Raw genomic sequence first — 24,804 nt, forward strand, 5'->3', positions numbered from 1 at the left:
TATGAGTCCATTCAGAACCCGACACGTAACATTATATAGGAAAAGTAAAGTAGATTATGCAATCAGAAAGTTTCTTTCAGAATGATAGATGCACTATGCAAGTTTCCGCCGAACGGAGGATTTAATTTCGACAATTTTAATTTAATTTCCTGCAATTGAGGAAATTTTACTTTCAAGGCATTCATTATACGCCCCGCCACATGCTCTAATAACTTTGAAGGAATATCCATTTCCTGCTTAACAGCTCCAAATATCTCTGCATAATTAATTGTATCATGCAAATCGTCGCTTATAACAGCTTTCTCCAAAGGAGCCGTCAAAATCAGGTTCACAACGAATGTATTACCTACCTTTGTTTCCTGGGGGGAAACACCATGATAGGCATAAAATTTCATATCTTTCAGCTCTATTTGAGATACCATATTATATCAATTTATATGTAAATGTATATAAAATAGAGCCTATCTGCAAAAAAAATAGTTTATATTTGCGTGAAGCAATAAAGTACATATGATGGGAATTAAACAAAAAGAGGAAAGTTCCGGTAGCGGCTTACACAACACTCTGGCTGCAGGAACGACCGTAAAAGGCAATATTATAACAGAAACAGACTTCCGGCTTGACGGGAAAGTGGAAGGAGATGTTAATTGTAGTGGAAAAATAGTGGTAGGTCCAAAAGGAAGCGTAACCGGAAATATTAATTCCGTCAATGCGGAAATACTTGGTGAAGTAGAAGGCTCAATAAAAGTTAATGCCAAATTGATACTAAAAGGGTCTGCCATTATAAAAGGAGACATTTATGCTCAGGTATTAGAAATTGAACCAAATGCCAGATTCAACGGAGCTTGTTCCATGTCCGGAGAAAACAAAGAAAATATATCAAAGAAGTAATAACAATAAAAGGATATGCTAAAATTAGAATAGCATATCCTTTTATTGTTATTATCCTCAAAAATCCGACCTTCGAAAACTTATCATTTCCTACCGGAGTTTTTTATCAAAGAAATTATTTTCTGATTTAGTCCGTCCGCCTGCATAAGTTTTTCTAAAGAAATATGCATACGATAACGCCAATAATGGAATGGATTTGCTGGTATATTTATCCGCTCAGCTTCATAATCCAGACGTTTGACTGCGTCATCCATCGCAAACCAATCTTGCAACGGGATAATAGCCAACATAGAACGCGTCCCTAAATGGTTTGCCACAATTTGAGACGCTAACTCAGAAGTCAGTTCTTCAGGAGCATTCCCTTCGCGCAACAATACATTATTATAATAGCGCTGTGTCTTTTTCCGATCTTCTTTCCACCAACTACGAAGCGGCGACATATCATGAGTTGAAGTAGTGCATACCGAGTGATACGGAAGATTATACATATCCGTAAATTCTCTTTGTGGAGACTTCGGCATACGTTCTATCTCCAGACTTAATATTTGCAATTTATTCATCACGTCGGGAACAGATTCAGGAATCATTCCCAGATCCTCACCACAAACGAGCATTTCAGTACTATTCACTAGTGGGGTAAGACGTTTAAATGCCTGGGCTTTCCAAAAATCATTATGGCGATGATAATAGAAGTTCCAATAGAGTTGGTCGAAAGCATACCGGTCTTCTACACTCAACTCTTTGTAAATATAAGATTGGCCAGCAGATATGCGGGGATGAAATTTACCTTTCTCACGAGGATCTTCTAGAAACAACACTTCATTAGCTATAGCAAACAAACCGTTTTTTATACACAATGACACTTCGTCATTCTTTCCGTCAAATAATTGCTCTATTTTTCTCTGAGTATTACAGAAAGGTTTCAATACAAAATGATGAGATGATGACTGAGCTAAGTATGTGCTTTTCATCTCTTCCGCCAACTGTCCGAATAATTCCGGCAAAAACTCTTCATTGATATGCGGTGTAGTAAAACGAGCTTCATTAAAATGAAGTCCGAACTGTTCTATTTCTATTTTAGTAAAAGGCAAAGCCGGATTAAAATGTCCACACAATCCTTGCACATAGCTTAGAGGAATTTCCCAAATTCGGAAAAAACCTAATATATGATCTATGCGGAAACAGCCAAAATAATCGCTCAACTTATGAAAGCGCTTCTTCCACCAAGAGAAATTATCTTTTTCCATTATATCCCAATTATACGTTGGGAAGGACCAGTTTTGGCCATTAGCGGAAAAATCGTCAGGAGGTGCACCAGCCTGGCCATTCATGTTAAAATACTTAGGCTCCGTCCAAGCCTCTACGCTCGTACGATTCACACCTATAGGCAAATCCCCCTTCAACACAATACCATTCTTCCGGGCATAATCGGATACAGCTTTAAATTGAGCATCCAATATATACTGTAAGAAATAAGTAAACGATATTTCGGAATACGCGTCACTGTTTTTAGCACATAAGTGCTTTATAACCGATTCGTTATAAGTTGCATTTGTCCCCCATTTTGTAAAATCGGATGTATTATATAAATCACGAAAATAGCAATAGGCGGCATAAGGCATCAGCCACGATTCATTCCGAAATACAAATTCTTTAAACTCAATACTTTTAAGAATATTCTCCCGTTCCTGTTCAAAATAAGCACGGCAAAACTCCACTTTATACTTTACGACATTCTCATAGTCCACAGAGTCTTTCGCATTCAATTCTTTCTGTTTATCTGCAAAAAAAGCGGCTTTTGCCGTATCATTCAATTTTCCCAACCAAGGTAAACTGATATACATAGGATGTAAAGCATATATGGAAATCGCACTATATGGATAAGAATCTGCCCACGTATGCGACATGGTTGTGTCATTCATTGGTAATACCTGAATAATACGCTGATGCGTCTTCTTCACCCATTCCACCAACTTATGCAAATCCCCTAAATCTCCAACCCCGAAACTACTGTCCGAGCGTAAAGAAAATACAGGAATAACAGAGCCTGCACAACGCCAGAATTCCTGATTGTCACGAAAATATAATCCTGAAACAGTTACAGTTTCTCCTTTCTCTTGTTCCAGAAGGTTTAATTGTCTATTTTCATCTGTTTCCCAGTATAAAGGCTGGTGCTTATCATTATCCCAAACCAAAAACTTATATTCCAATGGATAACTTATTTCATTTGCATCCAAATCAATATGCCATTCGGGAAAAGTATCACAACCAAGGATCAACGCTTTATCAGGATGCCAATTACCCAAACACGCCTGATTCCCGGTAATCGCAATACTCTGGTTCTTCTCAACCCTAGGTGCAGAAATTTTAATTACCAACTTCCGTCCACTTCTAACGGTTCTCTCGTATTTATCACAAGGATGGGCAAACAAGCTTTTTGTGAAAGCCGAAGAGTAAAATGCCAGATCATCCGGACGAACCTGCCAATAATCATAAAGCGTATATTTATCTGTATAACCGTCAAAAATAAGTTGATGGTTTTTCTCCCATTCTTCAAATATTTGCCGGTCGTTTACACTTAAGATATATCGGTATTCTATCATTTGCAGGTCTGAAGAAAGCTCCAGTTCAAGCTGCCAGTTTCCTTCCCCCGTATAATTCATTTCTTTAGCCAATGCCGGCTCCCAAGAGCCTAACTCCGGAATTGAGCCTACCACACATAACTTCTGTCCCCAAACGGTATGGAAGTTAATATTAAAGGTAATTTTCATGGTAAATCTAAATTTAGTTTGGACACGAAGATATAAAAAATGCGGAGATTACCTCTCCGCATTTCCAATATATTTAAACATGCCGCTTATCCGCATTTGGATGCACCGCAATTGGTACAAATCAAACAGCCTTCCTGATAGATCAATGTTTCTAATCCACAATTAGGACATGTCTGCCCCTTTGCTTCAGTTCCATTCGGAAGATACTTCTTCAATGCACGCTCAACACCATTTTTCCAGGTATTAATAGATTCATTGTTAAGTTCCATCCCTTGTACCAATTTAATAACCTGGTCTATAGGCATACCATAACGCAATACGCCGGAAATCAGTTTTGCATAGTTCCAATATTCAGGATCAAACTTACCATCCAACCCTTCAATTGTCATTTTATATCCACGTTTATTTTTGAACTGGAAGTCATAATGTTTATCACCGTCTTCATCATAGCTTTTTATAATGGTACCTTTCGATACATTTTTAGGCAACATAATACCTTCATCATCATCAGCAAGACCGGTAAAGATTTCATAAGGACGTCCATTCAGCAACCCCACAAATGCGATCCATTTTTCTCTATTATTCTGGAATTTCACGACATCTGCTTCCAACTCCCGGGGACGGGTAGACACAATAACCGGAGGTTGCATACAATTACAATCATCCTTCTTCTTTTTACTGTCCGTCGCCAACAAAACACCAGAACGGGAACCGTCTCTATAAACCGTACATCCTTTACAGCCACACTTCCAAGCCTCGACGTACAAACTATTAACAAGATCTTCAGACACATCAGCCGGCAGGTTAATCGTTACACTAATAGAATGATCTACCCATTTCTGAATACGTCCCTGCATACGAACTTTCTGCAACCAATCCACATCATTGGAAGTAGCCTTGTAATAAGGAGATTTAGCCACCAGCTCATCCACTTCCTCCTGTGTATATTTTTTCGTTACGGAATAACCATTTGCCTGCATCCAAGTAACAAATTTATGATGGAATACAATATACTCTTCAAAAGCATCACCCGTTTCATCAACAAAATCGACGCGTGCGTCTGTATCGTTCGGATTCACTTTACGGCGACGTTTATATACCGGTAAGAATACAGGTTCTATACCAGAAGTTGTTTGTGTCATTAAACTAGTTGTTCCGGTTGGAGCAATCGTTAAACATGCTATATTTCTACGGCCGTATTTAACCATATCCTCATACAGTGAGGGATCAGCTTCGCGCAAACGATTGATAAACGGATTCTTTTCTTCACGTTTTGCATCATATATTTCAAATGCGCCACGTTCTTTTGCGAGCATTACAGAAGAACGGTAAGCAGCCAATGCCAACATTTTCTGGATATTCTCAGCACATTCGGTAGCTTCTTCAGTTCCATAACGCAATCCAAGAGCAGCTATCATATCTCCTTCTGCTGTAATACCGACACCTGTACGACGTCCCATCAAAGTTTTTCTTTGGATCTTTTCCCACAGATGGCGTTCCGATTGTTTTACCTCCAATAATTCCGGATCAGAATCTATCTTTTCTAATATTTTTTCGATCTTTTCCGATTCCAAATCGATAATATCATCCATAATCCGTTGTGCCAATCCTACATGCTTATTAAACAAATCATAATCAAAATAAGCATCTTTAGTAAACGGATTCACAACATATGAGTACAAATTAATAGCCAGCAATCGGCAGCTGTCATAAGGACACAAAGGTATTTCACCACAAGGATTGGTTGAAACAGTGCGGAACCCGAGATCAGCATACGAATCCGGAACAGATTCTTTTAAAATAGTATCCCAAAACAAAACACCCGGTTCTGCAGATTTCCATGCATTATGTATAATTTTCTGCCATAAAGCAGAAGCATCTATCTCCTTAACTGTAACAGGGTTTGGAGAATCGACCGGGTATTGCTGTTTGTAAACAGAACCGTTTACGACAGCATTCATAAAATCATCATCGATTTTTACAGAAACATTTGCACCTGTCACCTTCCCCTCTACCATTTTTGCATCTATGAAAGATTCCGAGTCCGGATGCTTAATTGAAACACTCAGCATCAATGCGCCACGACGTCCATCCTGGGCAACTTCACGCGTAGAATTGGAATATCGTTCCATAAACGGAACAAGGCCGGTAGATGTTAAAGCCGAGTTTTTCACAGGAGAACCTTTTGGGCGAACATGAGATAAATCATGCCCTACACCTCCACGGCGTTTCATTAACTGTACTTGCTCTTCATCAATGCGGATAATTGCCCCATAAGAATCCGCCTGACCATCCAGTCCAATCACGAAACAATTAGAGAGAGAAGCTATTTGATAGTCATTTCCAATTCCTGTCATCGGGCTCCCTTGCGGAACAATATAACGAAAATGGTCAAAAAGATCGAATAGTTCCTTTTCAGACAATGGATTCGGATATTTTTTTTCCACACGGGCAATTTCCCGTGCCAAACGATGATGCATGTCTACCGGAGACTGCTCATAAATATTACCAAAAGCATCCTTTAAGGCATACTTGTTCACCCATACTTTAGCGGCCAACTCATCACCGGTAAAATAGGCTAGCGAAGCTTTAAATGCTTCATCAAATGTATAAATTTTCTGATCCACGGTGTTTTAATTATTAAAGATTGCAAGTTTATAAATACTTTAGCTACTATCCAAATTATTATATATTAAAAAACAAATATGTTGAAAAGTTTTCCAAAACCACAAAAATATACACATAAAATCAACATGTTATATTTTTATATGCATCCAAAAGTTTTCCCAAAAAGAAAACTCAAAATATTCCATGTTTTCCCAAAAGAAAAAAAAGGACACTTCCTTTCGGAAGTATCCTTTCCACCATATATAAAATTCTTATTAATTCTTCAAGAGCACCTCAATCTCCTCCACCGACGAACAAAAAGACTTATTTGTCTCTATTTGGTCTTTAATTGTTTTGCAAGCATGCAATACAGTCGCATGGTCTTTTTTACCCACTATTTTACCAATATGAGAAAAAGAGCAATCGGTATATTTCTTAGCCAGATACATTGTAATTTGTCTGGCCTGTACAATTTCACGTTTTCTGGAATTAGTTTGGATTGTTGACTGATCCAGATTAAAATATTTACAAACAATTTCCTGAATAGATTGTACGGACATTTGTTTCTTTTCCAAACGAACCGCCTGACTTACCACTCGCTTCGTCAACGACAAATCTATTTCTTTATTATTAATAACAGCATTCGCCATTAATGAAACAAGAATTCCCTCAAGATCACGAACATTTTCCGTAACATTATTTGCGATGAAATTAAATACTTCATCAGGAATAACAATACCGTCGTGATTAATTTTATTCTTCAATATCTTCTTGCGTAAATCAAGATCCGGGCGGAACAGTTCTGCAGTCAATCCCCATTTCAAACGCGTAATCAAACGCTCTTCCATACCCTGCAAATCAACAGGAGCTTTATCCGAAGTCAGGATTAATTGCTTACCCAATTGGTGTAAATGGTTAAATATATGGAAGAATGTATTTTGCGTTTTATCCATTCCTATCAATTCCTGTATATCATCCAACAAAAGGACATCTATATTTTGATAGAAATTCAAAAAGTCATTTGTCGTGTTTTTACGAATAGCATCTGTAAACTGGACACGGAAAAGATGTGAAGATACATAAAGCACTTTCTTTTCTGGATGCAATTCACGTATACGGGCTCCTATAGCATGACATAAATGGGTTTTGCCTACACCGGAAGGACCAAAAATAAACAATGGATTATAAGTGGTTTTACCAGGATTCTGGGCAATAGCTTCACCTGCAGCACGCACCAAACGATTACTGGTTCCTTCAAAATAATTATCAAAGCTATATTTAGGATTTAATTGTGAATCCAAATCCTGAGGTGCAGCCTGAATAAATGGATTCGGAGCCTTATTTGCATCTTTGGGAGTTATCTTTTTTACGGCAATCGATCCGTTTTCGGCAGGATAATCAACCGTACCTCCAGTCGTCTTATCCACCATAATACGGTAGTTAAGAATTGTTCCTTGTCCAAAAACACGATACAACGTTACTTTCAGAACATTCACATATTTTTCTTCCAAATATTCATAGAAGAACTGACTAGGAACCTGAATAGTAAACTTGTTATCCTCATACGATAAAGGAACAATAGGCATAAACCATGTGTTAAAAGCGGCCTCAGGCACAATATCTCTAATAACTGTGAGGCATTTATTCCACAATGTTTGATAATCAGTCTGCATTTTTATTTTATCTCCCAACTATAACTTTTATTCTTTATGACTACAAAGTTTAGAAATTAATTCTGAAAAAAAAAGTATTAATTTACTTGCTTATTTTGATTGTTTAATATTACATTTAATCTCAGGTAGTTAGTAATATCTATCTGACAATTAGACCATTAAAACCACACCCTTTTCAAAAAGCCTTTATTCTAGCATGTTTACCGAATAATCAGAACACCTCCGATTTCGATAAAAAAAGACCTTCAAAAACAATTATATGTGTTTATTTGAAGGCCTTACAGCCAATTTTAAGAAGTAAATTTATTGTCTCTTATTAATTAGAATGATTCTAAATAATTCTTCAATATATAAGATTTTCAATACTTCTTAAAATACTGAGAAATGAACATAGCGTTTCGGGTTCTGACGCAAATCCAATAACAGCTTAGAAGCATTCTCCGTCGCGCCATTTAAATTTTCGTACAAAGCTTTATCATTAAGCAATAGTCCCATAGTATTATCACTCGAATTCAGTTTCTCCGTAGTCAGTTTCAAGTTATTCAATGTCGCATTAATAGAATTAACAGTAGTTGCCAAGTCCAGTTCTTTCAAATTTGCACTTACCTGAGAGAAATTGTCGGTCATTGTTTTCAAATTACCAACAATGACAGGAACGTCTTTGTCCAATAACGAATTCAATTTACGCGTAGAGACCTCCAAATTTCCCGTTGTTCTCTCAATATGATCAAATGATTGCGAAAGAGCCGGATGATTAACAAGCGTCTGTAAACCGGCTAAAATAGAATCCACCTTTGGAAGAATTTGTTCTATCTGGGGAAGAATATTTTCCTGTACCGCTTGCATCATATCTTCTCCCATGCGTCCTTCTATCGTTGATCCCGGTTTCAGATAATCATCAACATATGTATTCAGATGAATCTGCAACTCCGCACCACCCAAAAAGCTCTTGGTTATTACGATATAACTACCTTTATTAATTTTCATATTTTCTTCCAGATTAATTTCTACGGTTATCTTTCCGGTAGTATTATAATCATATATGATGTCTCTAACCAAACCAACTTTAAATCCATCCACAAAGACCGGGCTCGAAATTGTAACATCTTTTACATTATTGAATGTCACAAAATAATGATTAACCGGTTGAAATAAATTTATCCCTTTCAGATAATTAATCCCGAAATACAGCAATGCCAGACTTACTATTGTTACCAATCCGATTTTAGCCTCTTTAGTGAATACACTTTTCATTTTTTTAATTTATAAAATATATAATCTTGTTTCTTTACTACATTATCAATAATCTACCTTTATGCCATCTTTAAATGCAACAATGAAAGCATCCTTAAAATCTTTAGCCACATTTCTGCGCATCTTCCGTATTGCATTAAAGTCTGTCGTCTCCCCATAAGTATATTTATATATACCCTTCTCTTTATAAAAATCCACATTTTTATACCCTTTAAACTGTTTTGAATTTCCGGGTAACTTTTTATCTGAGGTGAAGATTTGAATTTTATATATAACCTTCCCGGAGGTATCAGAGTTCACACGGCCTGTTGAAGATACAGATGCAGCCTGTGCCTGTTTTGTTGATTTATTTGACTGAGAAGTTTTTTGAGACTGAGATTCCTGCCTGTGTTTACGACGAATATCCTCTTCACTCCCCGGCGGAGGCAACTGATTTGTTTGTGATTCAATAACAGCTTGCGGTTCAGAAGAAGAACCCGTTGTTGACATCGCCACACTTCTTCCGGCTAACGCTCCTCTTCTTTTATCATAATCACGTTTATACTGATTAAATGCAATATAAATTGCCATCGCCAATTTATTCTGTCCATCAGCTGACTTCAAAAAGCGTTCTTCTTCCCGATTAGATATATACCCTAATTCAATGAGCACACTAGGCATACTCGTCTTGCGAAGTACCAGAAAGCCTGCTTGCCTGACTCCTCTATTTGTACGCTTGGCAGTCACAAAGGCTTTTTGTATTTCCGATGCCAAACTAATGCTCTGCTCCATATGTTTATTTTGCATAAACTCAAAAATAATATATGACTCAGAAGAATTGGGATCAAAACCTTCATACTTTTGCAGATAATTATCTTCCAAAAGAATAGCCGAATTTTCGCGCATTGCAACTTCAAGATTTTCATCACTCCGGGCTAATCCCAAAGTATAAGTTTCGGTTCCGGCTGCAGAACTGCCCTTTTTAACAGAATTCGTATGAATAGAAATAAACAAATCGGCTTTATTTCGATTGGCTATGTTAGCACGCTCATCCAGTTCAATGAAACGATCGGTCTTTCTTGTATAAACAACACGAACATCATCATTATTATCCTCAACCAGCTGTCCCAACTTAAGGGCTACTGCCAGATTGATTTCCTTTTCATTTATAACAGCCCCTCTCGCACCCGGATCTTTTCCTCCATGACCGGCGTCTATAACAAGAGTAAATGTTTTCTCTTTTGCTTGCAATGAAGGCAAAAAACAAAACAAAACGATCAGTAAATTTATATATAGAAGATATTTCCTATCCACACCAAAAAAGCTCTTACAAATTGGTGACAAATGTAATATTTTTTACCGATTAACAGGAGCCTTTTACGATAATTAAGTTAGTCCGTTTTAACCATAAAGTGGTTATTTTCCCTGCTATACACATAAAAAAAAGGACAGCCTTTTAAAACTGTCCTCTTCCTTATATAAGATATTCTTATATTATTCAGAAACTACTTCGAAAGGAATTTCTACAGAAACTTCCTTGTGAAGTTTAGCAATAGCTTTGTATTGTCCAACTTCCTTAACGGCTTCCTTGATATAGATAATTTTACGATCTACATCGTAACCAGCCTTTGCCAAAGCTTCTGCAACCTGAATATTTGTTACAGAACCAAAGATAGTACCTGTTGAACTGGTCTTAGCACCGATAGTCAAAGATACACCCTCCAACTTAGCTGCCAAAGCCAGAGCATCGTCTTTAATTTTAGCTAATTTATGAGCGCGCTGTCTCATATTTTCAGCCAATACTTTCCTGGCAGATTCAGAAGCAATCACTGCCTTACCCTGGGGGATTAGAAAGTTACGTCCGTAACCGTCTTTTACTGTTACGATATCGTCTTTGTAACCTAAATTGATTACATCTTCTTTCAAAATAACTTGCATATTCTGTCTCCTCTTTTTTTATTATTTCATTAAATCGGTTACGTAAGGAAGCAAAGCCAAATGACGAGCACGCTTTACAGCCTGAGCCACACGACGCTGAAACTTCAACGAAGTACCTGTGATACGGCGTGGAAGAATCTTTCCTTGTTCATTCAGGAATTTCTTCAAGAATTCTGGATCTTTGTAATCGATATACTTAATACCGTTCTTTTTGAAACGGCAATACTTTTTCTTTTTAACGTCTACTGAAGGCGGAGTCAAATATCTGATTTCTGATTGAGTTGCTGCCATGATTAATTCTCCTTTACTGTTTCTTTAGATGATTTCAAATTTCTTCTCTTAGCTGCATATTCTGCTGCATATTTATCCTGACGGAAAGTCAAGAAACGGATAATACGTTCGTCACGACGGAAGTTTACTTCCAAAGTTGCGATTGTTTCCGGATTTGCTTTGAATTCAACCAACTGGTAGAAGCCTGTTGTCTTCTTGTCAATAGGATAAGCCAACTTGCGCAAGCCCCAATTTTCTTCATTCACAATTTCAGCGCCTTCTGCTTTCAGAAGAGATGTGAATTTCTCTACCGCTTCCTTCATCTGTGCATCAGACAAAACGGGAGTCAAAATGAAAACGGTTTCGTAATTGTTCATAAAATTTACGTTATATGATTAATAAAATTTTGCGGGGCAAAGGTAACGATAATATCTTAAACCGCAAACATTTCGACAATTATATTTTTTCAGGCACAGAATGATCCATTAATTCATACAAGAAGAAAACAGCTGCTTAAAGAAAATGATCTACTTTTGCAACCAACATTTATCAACCACTTTTGTTTTTCATAAAGATAAGATCATCCGTTAATCAAAATATAAATAAGATGAAGCAACGTTTATTCTTTACTCTTTTGTTTACCTTATTCATTATAAACATACATGCTCAATACGTTCCTGACGTATTGGGAGACGATTACTTGCGCCGTACTTTCCAAATGCCGGACGATTACGAAGGAAAAGTTGTATGCACATTAGTAAAAAAGCCGCAACTATCCGACGTAAAGCAAGCCGTATTATATATACACGGTTACAACGACTACTTTTTTCAGAAACAACTGGGAGACAGCGTAAATGCACATGGTTATAATTTCTATGCAATGGATCTTAGAAAGTACGGGCGCTCTATCCTCCCCAACCAGAATCCTTTTTTCTGCAAAAGCCTGAAAGAATATTTTGCTGATATCGACACAGCATTAGCAACCATCCGCGCCGAAGGAAACAATCGGATTTTGTTAATGGCGCATTCCACAGGAGGGCTTATCACCCCTTATTATCTAAATAGCAAAAAAGGGAACTTGGCAGTAGACGGGTTAATACTGAACAGTCCTTTTTTGGACTGGAATTTTGGTTGGTTTATGGAGAAGATTGTCATCCCTGCTGTTTCATTTATCGGAAAGTTTTTTCCAAATCTGACAGTGCAGGGATACGGCGATCCTAATTATTCATATAGTTTATTGAAGCAGTATAAAGGAGAATGGGAATATGACACAAATTGGAAGATGATTTTCGGACATCCTAAAAAGGCCGGATGGATCCACGCGATCCAAGAAGCACAACAAACAGTACAAAAAGGGCTGAAACTGGATTGCCCAATTCTGGTAATGTCTTCCAATAAATCTTTTCCGGAAAGCAAAGAATGGCATAACGAATATATGACATCCGATATAGTATTGAATGTACACGACATACAACAATATGGAAGTAAACTCGGGAACTATGTCACACGCGACACGATCCAAAACGGCATTCACGATTTAATTCTTTCGGAAAAGCCATACAGAGATCATGTTTACCATATTGTATTCAACTGGATAAAAGGATTATAAAATAATCTTTTCCTGTTACCCTCTCACTGCAGCCAAATGCTGACGCGCCAGATTATTCATGTCTTCAAGGATAAGACGATTAACATAACTAAAACTAAACCGGAAAAAGTAATCTCTCAAAGTTCCGATATTAGCTGGGAATGTCAAACTGTGCAACTGGTTCAATGCTATGAAAATATATCCTTCACGCGGTGCACGGTTAAACAATTCTATCTTAGTCTTATCCAGAGGTATAATATCGCCCTCTATCTCAGCATAACCATTCATGGCTTCCGGCCATGAAATCAACATTTTTTTATCATAAACAGCCCATTTATAAGAATCTTTGCCGTTCACTTTTTCCGGCAATGTATTGGAATGATGTACTAAAATATAATCATTCTGCATCGTGTCATCGCAATGGATCCAAATATCCAGCACCTTAAACTCTGTGGAGTTATCAAATTTATAGAAGCCATTCTTTCCCACATGCGGAGAAAACACATTACGTTCCACATCGGTAAAATAAACAATGTGATTCCCGAAGAAATCCATCTTCGATATGAAATCCGACATCAGTTTACTTATTTTTTTATGATCCGTGCAATGTACAAATTCAGGCAGTTCCTTCGGAAAGTTTTTTCTGCAAATCAAACTAAATTCCTGCATCAACTCTTTCGGATTTCGCTCTTTCTGGATTTCCACATAAGCCAGGATTTCATCCACAGTATGAAAACAGTCTTTTAAATCGGACGACAAACAACGTCTGACTACCTCGTCATACATTTTCAATCCGGGAAAAACACTGCTAACCGATGCGTCCACGTTCACTTCTCCCAAAGCATACCATTTCAAAACAGACCCGATAGTGTAAATATCATTGTTGGTTTGTGTTCTGCTATCGCCAAAAGCGATATCTGTCAGCACAAACTCATTATGGTTATCTATTAATATATTCTGAGGTTTTATATTCCGGTGCTCCACTCCCATACTATGCAAAAACTGAACCGTATCAGTCAGGAAATGAAACAATTTCACAAATATTTCAGGAGACAACGACGAACGGTATTCTTTCAAAGAACATTTATACAATTTCATCACCAATACCGGAATTTCTTCACTATTTACAGGCAGTAAGTCAAAATCAATGTACTGAACAATATTCCGGCGCGTTTCTAATAATGATATATTGATATATTCTTTTCTAAAATCATTCAGATAAGCTTTCCGATTTGCCTCATCATCGCCAATAAAAAACTTTAAAGCAACCACCGTATCATTAATCCGGGCTTTATAAACAATGCCGTTCTCACCACGTCCAAGAGGCATCGGCTCTAATACACAATCGCCCAAACCCAATGATAATCTATACCTTTCAACTTTCACAAATTCCTCAAAAGTGTACTTATCAAGCATACTATACTCTATTTTAAATCAAGCCTTTAAGACAAAGATACAACTAATATTTTGTATTTTTATAAAGGTTAATACTCTTTTTTAAAACGCATGACAGCGAAAATAGATAAATACGTATCTTTGCAAAACAATAAAATGAAGACAATGAAATTAATGCGATTGATATTCATAGGTTTTGCTTTTTCCAGATTAACAACCGCCACTTTCGCCCAAAGCGAGAACAATACAGAAGATGCTACTACATATAAAGCCGAAGCCTTCGGATCTGTTGGCAGTGGAGACAACACGCCTTTCTGGATGCTTAGCAACCGATATGGAATAGTACCTCTGGATGCGAACAATGGCTTTCTAAATGCAGGTGTTTATCACAACCAACGATTCGGTAAAGGATTTCGCTGGGGCGCCGGACTGGAGGTAGTGGCAACCGCTCCGCGTTATCATAACATATTCATACAGCAAGCTTTCGCCGAAATAGGATACAAAAGCCTGTTATTAAGCATTGGAAGTAAAGAGGATTATTCATCTTTATGGGACAAAAATTTAAGTTCCGGTGATTTGGTACATTCTTCCAATGCGCGCCCTATACCGGAAATAAAATTAAGCATGCCTCAATTCACCGTTGTTCCGGGAACAAAAGGATGGATGCAGGTAAAAGGAGATTTTGCCGCTGGCCGTTCCTTTGACACGGATTATCTAGCAAATTTCACAAATAAACAGCAAGAAACAGGCACAACAAAAAAGCAAGTATACATCAAGAATGTATTATGGCATCATAAATCATTTTATGTACAAATAAAAGATACCCGGAATGATTTTCCCCTATCTGGAACAATCGGCGTACAGGATTATGCACAATGGGGCGGAACATCCACCGATCCTAAAATAGGCGCCCAACCTCATTCTTTCAAAGATTTTATCCGTGTTGTATGTGGCAGTAAAGGTGGGGATAACGCCACTGTTTCGGATCAGATAAATGTACTGGGCAGCCATTACGGTTCTTACAACTTCAAGCTTAGCTTCACCAAAAAGGATTGGGCCGTACATGCCTATCACCAGCATTATTTCAACGACAAATCCGGCATGATATTCAATAACGGCACAGACGGATTATATGGCATACAAGTAGATCTCCCTAAACTTCCCTGGCTACGCAAAGTTGTTACCGAATATGTTCTGACCCGTAATCAAACAGGTCCAATGCACTTTATTGATTTCGATCACGACAAACATCCGGGAATAGGAGGTGGTAATGACGACTATTACAACAACTTGGAATATAAGACCGGACTCTCCTACTTCAACAGAGGATTAGGTTCTCCATTAATCATTTCACCCGAATATAATCAGAACGGGAAACTGGGGTTTACAAATAATCGCATCAAAGACTGGCACATAGGGGCAGAAGGTGATATTTCTCCACAAATATCTTACCGGGTTCTTTTTACATGGATGAATGGTTGGGGAACATCCTATCATCCTTTCCGCAACAAGAAAGAAGGGACATCCAGCCTTATCGACATAACTTACACCCATCCCCGTCTGAACGGATGGACATTTACCGGATCTGTTGCAGCCGATACAGGAACAATGGTCGGCAAAAATGCCGGTTTCAGCCTACGTGTAGCCAAAAGAGGAATAATAAAAGCATGGAAATAAAATCCATGCTTTATTTATATTTATCCCAAAGAGAAGAAGCTATAATAGCTTGCGTCTTATCAGCCATTTCCTGTAATCCTTTATGGGAAATATCCATCCCATCAGTAAATAGTGCCGGATGAATAACCATCTCCATCCGGTGCCGACAAACATTAATTGATCCGATCGGCAACACGTCAAACGGCCCATTCAATGTAATAGGGACAATAGGCAAATGCTGATCGGCCGCCATTTGGTAAGCACCTTTTTTAAAACGTATCATCTTTCCGGTATAAGTACGGGAACCTTCTGGAAAGACAACTACAGAAGCCCCGTTCTTTAAACATCGTTCAGCTTCTAAAACACTACGTGCAGCCGCTTTAGGTGTAGAGTTATCTACAAAAATAAAACCTGCAGCACGGCAAGCTGCGCCCACAAACGGAATTTTAGCTATACCGGCTTTCATTACCCATTTGACAGGAACTCCCAGAAAACCATAAATCAAGAATATATCAAAAGCCCCCTGGTGATTAGAAACAAACACATAAGATTGTTTGTGGTTAATATTTTCACGCCCTCTCACTTTTACCGGACAAAGAGCCAGATAACAGGTAAGCCTGGACCAAATCATGCCGGGATAATAAGCAAAGATTTTCTCGCCTCCGAGCAGGCACCCTATAATTACCGTCAAAGCTGTAAGTATTGTCAGTACCAAAAATACAGGTACAAAAAACAACCATAAATAAATCATGTAAAGAATCCGTACCATACGCATACTTATTATTCTACAAATATAAAAGCTAAATTGAAAGGAATTGTTATTTTTATTCCAAAATATTTTTGCAATCGGGTTATTATTACTTTATTTGCGGTAGAAAAGAAAATAATTATAAAACATCTATAACCATGAACGAGTTAATTAAAAATCTTGGGGTTATCGTACTCCTAATCGGTGTGATCATTCTGGCTGTACCTGCATTAACCGGAGGTATTTCAAACAGTATTCTTCTTACAGGCCTTGGAGTTATTATTCTGGGCTACGTCGGTCATATCGTTATCAACAAAAGAGTTGATTAAGACACACAAACTCCGAGAGATTAAAAATAAAAAAGGACGATCCTTATATAGGATCGTCCTTTTTTATTTATTGTTGTTCCAGCCATTCTTTCATGGCATTTACAAGTTCCTGGTTTTCGTCGGATTTCTGCGTAGACAGACGAATGTAAGTTTCATCCAGCCCGCGGAAGTTTGAAGCATCCCGGATTAATATTCCATATTTACTCAGCAAATACTGTTTCAGATCGGCTGCCGTACCTTTCTTCAAGCGTACCAAAAAGAAAGTCGTAGCAGTAGGTATGACTTCCAGGCCATCCAATTTACTGAGCTGATAAATGAATTCGGCCGTTTCACGCTGCCATTTACGAATAGGCAAAGTAAACTGAGCCGGATGTATCAGGATATACTTGCTGGCCTCTATAGCCACCGCATTAACCGACCAGGGGATAATATACTTATTAACCTCTTCAATAATAGCAGGAGATGCAATCAGATAGCCAATACGCAATCCCGGTATATTATAAGCTTTGGATATAGACTGAACAATAATCAGATTTTCATGATTATAGACATCCGTCGGCTTCAACATGTCTTCCGTTGTAAACGCAACATAAGCCTGATCCACAATAAACTTAGTCTGACGGTTTGCAGCAATCAGAGACAATAATTCAGTACGGTGAATCAGTCTGCCATCCGGATTATTCGGATTACATATCCAACAGAAATCCTGTCCTTCCAACGATAATTCGGCCAAGTCATCAGAAGTAGAAAAGAAACTTACCTCATGCCCATGCAAACGGCAGGCATCTTCATATTCAGCAAAAGAAGGAACCGCGATCATCGACTTAGCCCCTTTCCATGCCTGAGCCAGCAAATAAAATGCAGTAATGGAACCATTCGTTACTACCAAGTTATTTTCTTTTATTTCATATCGGCGGGCCAGAAGACGCTTCAGTTGGGCTGCATCCGGTTCCGGATAGCGTGTCAACTTATCGAATTGCTCAATCAGGTTTACTTTCAGTTTGTCCAAATTAGCTCCGTGCCATACATTTGAACTAAAATTTATCTTTATTTCACTCTGAGAATTGTAGAAATCATCACCGTGTCCGAATAGCATACTCCAGTAGTTTTTATAGTAATTAATCATTCATTTAAAGATTCGCAAATATACTAATTATTTCGTGTTTACTCTACGTTAAACAAACAGACACTTTACTTTATCGCTTTATATATAGCGTCCTGTATTCTTGTGCGAATATCTAATGAACTCAATTTATTATTTGCCCGCGAAGGATTCACCCTATTACTCAGAAATATATAAATCATCTGATTATCAGGATCCACCCAAAAACAAGTTCCTGTAAATCCGGTATGTCCATATACCGAAACCGGCGTTTGAGGAGAGCAGGGAGATGCTTTCACATTACCAACCACCGGTTTATCAAATCCTAATCCTCTGCGGCATGTAGGGCTTTTGCTTTGCGTAAACAAACGGCATGTCTCTTCCGACAAATACCGTTCGCCTCCGTATACACCCTGGTTCAAAAATAGTTGCATCACTTTGGCCAGGTCGTTCGCATTAGAAAACAAGCCTGCATTACCGGAAACACCACCTTGAAATGCCGCCGCCTCATCATGTACATAACCTCTCAGTAACTGCCGGCGCACAAACAGATCGTTTTCCGTTGGAACTATTTGCAACGTATCCATCACCCTTAACGGATTATAAGTTGTATGCCATGCTCCTAACCCTGCATAAAAATCATCATGAAGCAAACGATCCATCGGTTTCTTCATCTGGTTTTCAACCATCATCTTCAGCAAAATAAAGTTAATACAACTATAGACATATTTGCCACGCGTTCCTAAACGGGAACTCTTTATATCCTGAATTATAGAGTCTTTAAACGAATCGCTGATATAGAAATTACGGGCAACTTCGGTTGTAAATCCCGGCTTTTTCTTATCCGAAACCAAATCCGGATAATATCTAAAGTCATTGCGTACATACGTATTGGAATCAAACCGTACAGGATGGCTTGTATTCTTTGTGTTACTGTACAGACTTCCTTTATAGCTATTCCTATCGATTGCGTCAAGATAAAAATTGATGGAAGGAGTTAGTCCCGATTGGTGATAAAGTAAATCTTTAACCGGCAAATTCTGTTTATTGGAACCTTTCAACTCCGGGACAAAATCGCCTATCTTGCTATTTAATGTAAACTTTTTTTCATCATAAGCTTTCATCACGGCCAACAATGTACCGGCGGCCTTCGATGCAGAAGCCAAATCATAAACCGAGTTATCAACCACATCCTGGGTCCCGCTAAACTCATAACGGCCAAACGATTTATCATAAATCACCATACCATCCTTAGCAACCAATACCTGACAACCGGGAAAAGCCTTTTTCGACAATCCTTCCGATACTATCAGGTCTATCTCATCCAAACGACCGGCATCCGCTCCCACTTCTTCCGGTTCATGGTAGCCAAGACGTGTCTTTTCCGTAAATATACCTGTCCCCGAATAATACAAACCCGGAATGGAAACCGGCAGCTTACCTTTAGCTCCTATACCTCCAAATATAACTTGGGCGGCATATTCCTGTGCCAAAGGTGTATTTTCATATCCTATTACCAACGCTTTGGCCTTCGTCGCAGAGTTTTTATAATCTTTACAAAAATAAGGAAGCGTAAAGAACGCATAGATCAGTTCTTTCTTTGCAGCTAATTGCTTTAAAGCAAGGCTTTCCGGAATACGAACCGTATGTACACTACAGATAATTATATCATAACCGGCAAGCCGGTTATATACGTTTTGTATATATGCAGCCGTAGAATTGCGTCCGATGCTAAAACAAGCCACAGTATCATAACGGTTCAACATCGCTTGGAACTCATTTCCAACGTCTCCGCCAATAGCCAAAGCAGCAATCTTCTTCTTTCCCAGCTGTTTCAGAGGAAGAACGTCCGATTCATTTTTCAATACCGTAATTGCCTCGGCATTAAGTTTAGCCGCCAGCCAGGCAGCATGCGGAGAATTAAGCCGTTTGGATAGCCCCTGTACTTTTACCGGACTATATCGATTCAATCCCGTAATATATTTATACCGTAATATCTTAAGACATTTGGCTTCTACTTCTTCAAGAGACAGAATACCTTCGTCTATAGCTTCTTTTACAGCCGAAAAATCATTTATAGGAGTTGCCGGTGCCAGCAAGACGTCATTACCAGCCAGAAGCGCTTTTACGGAAGGATTATCGGTCTTTTTAGTCGTAGCGCCTTTCATAGCTAATGCGTCGGTAAAGCACAATCCCTTAAATCCCCACTTATCCTTCAGTAACCCCGTTATTATCTTATATGATAACGACGCCGGCAGATTCGGAGTATTATCAAGCGAAGGTACATATAAATGCCCGGTCATTACGCCCGCAAATCCATTATCGACATATCTTTTAAAAGGCAACAGTTCCACACTGTCCAAGCGGGCTTGCGAATGAAAAACAGAAGGTAATGTTTTATGTGAATCATCCGACGTATCTCCGTGCCCGGGAAAATGTTTCGAAACAGAAATCACTCCCATTCCCTCCAGTCCTTTAGCATAAGCAATGCCCTTGTCTGCTACCGCATTTGGATCTTCGCCGAAAGAACGGAGCCCTATTACCGGGTTTTCCACATTACTATTTACATCCACATCGGGTGCAAAGTTAATCTGAATACCCAGTTCTTTACATTGACGGGCAACTTCCTTCCCATACTCTGTAATCAGATTATTGTCTTCTATTGCTCCCAGCATCATATTTTTCGGGAAACGGGTAGTACCGTTCAGGCGCATAGACAAGCCCCATTCTCCATCCAAAGAGATAAACAAAGGTACGCGAGACGCTTTTTGTGCACGATTGCAAACTTCCGCCTGTGTAACCGGATTACCTTTTTGAAATAAAATACCGCCAATATGTATTTCATTTATGTAGCGCATCATCTTCTGTATATTCCTCGCATCAGACTTGGGATCCACCACAACCATGAACAACTGCCCGATGCGCTCTTCATAACTCATTGCATCAAAAACAGAATCCACCCATTGGTTCATTTTCACTTTATCAACTTTCGCCATCAAATCAGGCTCTGCCTGCGCAAAACAACTTATTGCAAACCAACACAAACAGGCTGTATATATAACTTTCCTCATCACTCTTCGATACACATTAACCCTTCAAACATACAAAATAAATTCGACTTTTCGATTACGCATCCTACATTTAGCGGTATTTGGGTCAGCAACTAAACAGAACAGGGTAGGCTATCAAACCTGAAAAGGTAAGCAGCCAAACCGGTTCAAATGCCATAAAAAAATCATCGGGATGTTTTTCTAAAACCATCGGGATCATTTTTCAAAAACATCCCGATGATTTTAAAACGTATAGTGATAGCCCTATCCGGATGTCTTTTCTAAAAAACATCAATAATTTATTGCGTATCAAATAAATCTTTCGTTACTTTGCATCCGCTTTGCGTAATCTCTGTCGGGACATAGTAGCCCGTTATATTGCGTTTCATTCATAAATTACAATTAAAAAGCTATAAAACAATGGATTTAATTAAAATTGCAGAAGAAGCGTTTGCTACCAAGAAGGAGCTTCCTTCATTCAAAAGTGGCGACACTATTACAGTAGCTTACCGTATCAAAGAAGGTAACAAAGAACGTATTCAGCAGTACAGAGGCGTTGTAATCCGTATCTCAGGACACGGAGACAAAAAACGTTTCACTGTTCGTAAGATGTCAGAAAATGTAGGTGTAGAAAGAATCTTCCCGATCGAATCACCGTTCATCGAAAACATCACCGTTAACAAAGTTGGTAAAGTTCGTCGCGCTAAATTGTATTATCTGCGTGCTCTTACCGGTAAGAAAGCAAGAATCAAAGAAAAGAGAGTTTAATACCCTCCGGTTCTATTGCATACAAAAGGCCGTCCGAATAAAATCGAACGGCCTTTTTGTTATATAACAGGCGATTCACCGACACTTTTTGCCATTTCATCGATTCTCCTTCCTGCAAGCAAACAGATTATTTATCTTTGTTTCCCGTAAACAAAGAGACTGCCATGCAACAATCCAAAAAGAATGATCTGCTTATCGGATTTACTGTTTCTGTTTTGATCTCGCTATTTGTAAATTTCTCGATGTTAATGCGTAGCTACAACAAAGAGAATGAATTGGCAAATATGCCTAACATATTCCCCATACCTCCACAGGATAATTATTTTTTATACTTCTCCCTGATCTGGTTTTTCAGCTACGCCTTCCTGTTATTCATTGTAAACGATCAGTTATACCAGTTAGGTGACAAACTGTTCAAAAAGACCGAATATAAGACAATACTGCTGGTAATAGCTGTTAGTTTCGTCACGGCTTTCGTTATATTCAATCTATACCCTATCATCAACGATTTCATAATGGTAGACATACTGGATAAAAAAAGCGCCTTCTTCAATGCAACTACCGTACAAGCCACACAAACTACCATACATTCTTTCAGCATAGATGACATATTAGGCACCCACTATGAGTTCAAAACAGAGGCACCGGACATAACTCCTATAAAACCATTTCCACACCCGTTGGTGACAGAACACCTGTTTGTATTGCTTACCATTATGCTGACAGCATTGCTATTCCGGCTACTAAACAGCCGGCAAGAGATGATGCTGGAATATGAGAAACTTAAAACCGAAAAGCTACAGAATACCTATAATGCCTTAATGGGACAAATCAACCCGCACTTCTTTTTCAATTCCCTGAATGGGTTAAATTCCCTCATCCAAAGCGAAGAGAAAGAGAAGACCCTAACCTATCTTGGTGAATTATCGAATGTATTCCGTTATATTCTGCAAAGCAACAAGAAAGGGCTGGTTACCCTGGCGGAAGAACTCCAATTTGTCAAGGCTTATACTTATCTGCTTAGTGTGCGGTACGAAGGGAAGCTCTTTTTCTCTTTCCAGACCGATACGCCTCTTCTACTATGGTATCTGCCTATACTGAGCATTCTGCCTTTAATAGAGAATGCTGTAAAGCACAACGTAATAAGCAAGCAATATCCGTTGCAGATAGATATATACACAACGTCTGATAATTTATTAGTTATCTCCAACAAGATACAACCCAAAGCCGAAGAAAGCTCGGGCAGCGGCATCGGGCTTAAAAACCTGTGGGGGCGTTATCGCATGCTGACAGGCAAAGACATCCAAATCTCGAACCGGAAAGAATATTTCAAAGTATCACTTCCTTTACTTAACTCACCCGTACGATCATGAATGCAATTATCATAGAAGACGAAACGGCTGCCGTAAGCAGTCTGAAAGCCATACTGGAACACAACAACGTGATCGATATTAGCGTTATAGCAGAGCTCGAAAGTATCGAAGAAAGCGTCAGTTGGTTCAAGTCGCACCCTCATCCGGACATCATCTTCATGGACATACACCTGGCGGACGGATCAGCTTTTAAGATATTCGAGCAGGTGGAAATAGGTTCGCCGGTTGTATTTACTACGGCATACGACGAATATGCACTGCAAGCCTTCCAGGTAAGCAGTATCGACTATCTACTGAAACCCGTTACGCAAACATCTTTGGAGCGTGCATTGAACAAACTCCGCCTTTTTGATCCCGAAGAGCGGAAAGCCCACATACAAAACACAAACAGTACAATCCAGAACCGCCATACGGTAAAAAGCCTTCTCATTATGCTGGCCGATAAATTCTATCCGTTACCGGTGGAAGACATTCTTTATTTCTACACTTCCAATGAAAAAGTAACGGCTTATACTTCCGACGGAAAGACTCATCCTGTAGACCGCACCCTGGATACCTTGAATGAACAACTGGACGAAAAGATATTCTTCCGGGCCAACCGCCAGTTCATCATCTCGCGTAAAGCAATAAAAGACATCGATCTATGGTTTGGCAGCCGTTTGTCTGTCAACCTGACCCTTCCCGTACCGGAACGTATTATCATCAGCAAAACCAAAACGCCGGTATTTAAGAAATGGATTCTTCTGGAAGAAGGATAGAAGCGGAAGTCTTTTCACCCCTCCAGGGCGGGCGTTTCACCGCCAAAGTTATACCACTTATCCGGCCTTAACCTTTGTTCACCGAAGTTTCAGGTTAATTTGCCGGTGATAAAACAAGAAAGGAAGAAACGCTATGTTGAAATGTATAACCTTTGATGGAGATGCCTCCACATTAAACACCCTGATGGGCTATTTCGAGAAGTTGGACAAAGCTCTGGCCGATGTACACGAAGTACTGAACAAAGAGCAAACCGAGCAACCAATCTTTGTGCGCGAAGGCAGCCGGATCATTCGTCTGCACCGTGACGAGATTCTTTTTCTGGAAGGATATGGCGACTACGTCAAGGTTCACCGCACAACAGGCAAGCCTCTGCTCTCGCAAGTCAGCCTGAAACGTTTTGAAGAATATCTCGACACGCAAAGTTTCTGCCGCGTACACCGTTCCTATATCATTGCCCTTGCCCAAATAAACTATATCGAACGGAAACGGATCCGTATCGGACAAGAGCTGATCCCGATCAGCGATTCTTACCTGCCGGAACTGATGAACAGGCTGGCTCTGCTAACCTGCTAATGGTGGAAGTCTGTCACCTTATGCCGTGAGAGTCTGTCACCTTATGCCGTGGGAGTCTGTCACCTTATAGGGTGATACAC

The 24,804-nt window shown here is 39.0% G+C and carries 21 protein-coding genes; 8 read left to right on the forward strand and 13 right to left on the reverse strand.

Features of this window, described 5'->3' with window-relative positions; translation table 11 throughout:
• Positions 1 to 62: 62 nt before the first annotated feature.
• Positions 63 to 422, reverse strand: coding sequence for a dihydroneopterin aldolase (gene folB / locus CTY47_RS04035; RefSeq protein ID WP_099463532.1), 360 nt, complete (start codon positions 420 to 422; stop codon positions 63 to 65).
• 91 nt (positions 423 to 513) lie between these two features.
• Between folB and CTY47_RS04040 the strand changes: the two genes are divergently transcribed.
• On the forward strand, positions 514 to 891 hold the full coding sequence (locus tag CTY47_RS04040) for a bactofilin family protein (protein WP_099464062.1): 378 nt from the start codon (positions 514 to 516) through the stop codon (positions 889 to 891).
• Positions 892 to 974: 83 nt separating this feature from the next.
• Here the strand turns inward: CTY47_RS04040 and CTY47_RS04045 are convergent, their stop codons facing one another.
• From CTY47_RS04045 to rpsF, 8 genes are all read right to left on the reverse strand, one after another.
• Positions 975 to 3,662: a 4-alpha-glucanotransferase gene (locus tag CTY47_RS04045; protein WP_099463533.1), complete on the reverse strand. Its 2,688-nt coding sequence runs from the start codon at positions 3,660 to 3,662 to the stop codon at positions 975 to 977.
• A gap of 86 nt (positions 3,663 to 3,748) precedes the next feature.
• The gene (locus CTY47_RS04050; protein WP_099463534.1) at positions 3,749 to 6,289 is read right to left on the reverse strand and encodes an adenosylcobalamin-dependent ribonucleoside-diphosphate reductase; all 2,541 of its coding nucleotides are present in this window, start codon (positions 6,287 to 6,289) and stop codon (positions 3,749 to 3,751) included.
• Between the two features lie 255 nt (positions 6,290 to 6,544).
• Positions 6,545 to 7,942, reverse strand: coding sequence for a chromosomal replication initiator protein DnaA (dnaA, locus tag CTY47_RS04055; protein ID WP_099464063.1), 1,398 nt, complete (start codon positions 7,940 to 7,942; stop codon positions 6,545 to 6,547).
• A gap of 369 nt (positions 7,943 to 8,311) precedes the next feature.
• Positions 8,312 to 9,196: an MlaD family protein gene (locus tag CTY47_RS04060; protein WP_099463535.1), complete on the reverse strand. Its 885-nt coding sequence runs from the start codon at positions 9,194 to 9,196 to the stop codon at positions 8,312 to 8,314.
• 45 nt (positions 9,197 to 9,241) lie between these two features.
• Positions 9,242 to 10,489, reverse strand: a complete 1,248-nt coding sequence (locus tag CTY47_RS04065) for an N-acetylmuramoyl-L-alanine amidase family protein (RefSeq protein ID WP_099463536.1) — start codon at positions 10,487 to 10,489, stop codon at positions 9,242 to 9,244.
• A gap of 180 nt (positions 10,490 to 10,669) precedes the next feature.
• A complete protein-coding gene (gene rplI / locus CTY47_RS04070; protein WP_099463537.1) occupies positions 10,670 to 11,113 on the reverse strand; it encodes a 50S ribosomal protein L9 in 444 nt (147 codons plus the stop codon).
• A gap of 21 nt (positions 11,114 to 11,134) precedes the next feature.
• Complete coding sequence (gene rpsR, locus CTY47_RS04075; protein ID WP_005637107.1) at positions 11,135 to 11,404, reverse strand: 30S ribosomal protein S18; 270 nt, start codon at positions 11,402 to 11,404, stop codon at positions 11,135 to 11,137.
• A gap of 2 nt (positions 11,405 to 11,406) precedes the next feature.
• Complete coding sequence (rpsF, locus tag CTY47_RS04080; protein WP_099463538.1) at positions 11,407 to 11,760, reverse strand: 30S ribosomal protein S6; 354 nt, start codon at positions 11,758 to 11,760, stop codon at positions 11,407 to 11,409.
• A gap of 230 nt (positions 11,761 to 11,990) precedes the next feature.
• On the opposite strand from rpsF, the gene CTY47_RS04085 reads away from it, so the two are divergent.
• Complete coding sequence (locus tag CTY47_RS04085; RefSeq protein WP_099464064.1) at positions 11,991 to 12,992, forward strand: alpha/beta hydrolase; 1,002 nt, start codon at positions 11,991 to 11,993, stop codon at positions 12,990 to 12,992.
• 15 nt (positions 12,993 to 13,007) lie between these two features.
• Here CTY47_RS04085 and CTY47_RS04090 read toward each other — a convergent pair whose 3' ends face one another.
• Positions 13,008 to 14,387: a protein kinase domain-containing protein gene (locus CTY47_RS04090; protein WP_099463539.1), complete on the reverse strand. Its 1,380-nt coding sequence runs from the start codon at positions 14,385 to 14,387 to the stop codon at positions 13,008 to 13,010.
• A 144-nt stretch (positions 14,388 to 14,531) separates the two neighbouring features.
• Between CTY47_RS04090 and CTY47_RS04095 the strand changes: the two genes are divergently transcribed.
• On the forward strand, positions 14,532 to 16,043 hold the full coding sequence (locus CTY47_RS04095) for a capsule assembly Wzi family protein (protein WP_099464065.1): 1,512 nt from the start codon (positions 14,532 to 14,534) through the stop codon (positions 16,041 to 16,043).
• Between the two features lie 10 nt (positions 16,044 to 16,053).
• On the opposite strand, the gene CTY47_RS04100 is transcribed toward CTY47_RS04095, so the two are convergent.
• Positions 16,054 to 16,791, reverse strand: a complete 738-nt coding sequence (locus CTY47_RS04100) for a lysophospholipid acyltransferase family protein (RefSeq protein WP_099464066.1) — start codon at positions 16,789 to 16,791, stop codon at positions 16,054 to 16,056.
• A gap of 137 nt (positions 16,792 to 16,928) precedes the next feature.
• Between CTY47_RS04100 and CTY47_RS17060 the strand changes: the two genes are divergently transcribed.
• Positions 16,929 to 17,099, forward strand: a complete 171-nt coding sequence (locus CTY47_RS17060) for a hypothetical protein (RefSeq protein WP_199163391.1) — start codon at positions 16,929 to 16,931, stop codon at positions 17,097 to 17,099.
• Between the two features lie 67 nt (positions 17,100 to 17,166).
• Here CTY47_RS17060 and CTY47_RS04105 read toward each other — a convergent pair whose 3' ends face one another.
• Together CTY47_RS04105 and CTY47_RS04110 are read right to left on the reverse strand one after the other, a co-directional pair.
• Entirely contained in the window at positions 17,167 to 18,195 is a 1,029-nt protein-coding gene (locus tag CTY47_RS04105; protein ID WP_099464067.1) for a threonine-phosphate decarboxylase, read from the reverse strand.
• A 95-nt stretch (positions 18,196 to 18,290) separates the two neighbouring features.
• Positions 18,291 to 21,272 (reverse strand): glycoside hydrolase family 3 N-terminal domain-containing protein, encoded by a 2,982-nt coding sequence (locus tag CTY47_RS04110; RefSeq protein ID WP_099463540.1) that lies wholly within the window; start codon positions 21,270 to 21,272, stop codon positions 18,291 to 18,293.
• A 399-nt stretch (positions 21,273 to 21,671) separates the two neighbouring features.
• Here CTY47_RS04110 and rplS point away from each other — a divergent pair, with 399 nt between their 5' ends.
• The 4 genes from rplS to CTY47_RS04130 all read left to right on the forward strand — a co-directional run bounded on the left by rplS (position 21,672) and on the right by CTY47_RS04130 (position 24,724).
• The gene (gene rplS / locus CTY47_RS04115) at positions 21,672 to 22,019 is read left to right on the forward strand and encodes a 50S ribosomal protein L19 (RefSeq protein WP_099464068.1); all 348 of its coding nucleotides are present in this window, start codon (positions 21,672 to 21,674) and stop codon (positions 22,017 to 22,019) included.
• 164 nt (positions 22,020 to 22,183) lie between these two features.
• The gene (locus CTY47_RS04120) at positions 22,184 to 23,392 is read left to right on the forward strand and encodes a sensor histidine kinase (RefSeq protein WP_099463541.1); all 1,209 of its coding nucleotides are present in this window, start codon (positions 22,184 to 22,186) and stop codon (positions 23,390 to 23,392) included.
• On the forward strand, positions 23,389 to 24,150 hold the full coding sequence (locus CTY47_RS04125; protein ID WP_099463542.1) for a LytR/AlgR family response regulator transcription factor: 762 nt from the start codon (positions 23,389 to 23,391) through the stop codon (positions 24,148 to 24,150). The genes CTY47_RS04120 and CTY47_RS04125 overlap by 4 nt, the downstream gene beginning before the upstream one ends.
• Positions 24,151 to 24,283: 133 nt before the next feature.
• A complete protein-coding gene (locus tag CTY47_RS04130) occupies positions 24,284 to 24,724 on the forward strand; it encodes a LytR/AlgR family response regulator transcription factor (protein WP_099463543.1) in 441 nt (146 codons plus the stop codon).
• Positions 24,725 to 24,804: the final 80 nt, after the last annotated feature.

It is taken from the genome of Parabacteroides provencensis (assembly GCF_900232875.1).
GTDB lineage: Bacteria > Bacteroidota > Bacteroidia > Bacteroidales > Tannerellaceae > Parabacteroides > Parabacteroides chinchillae.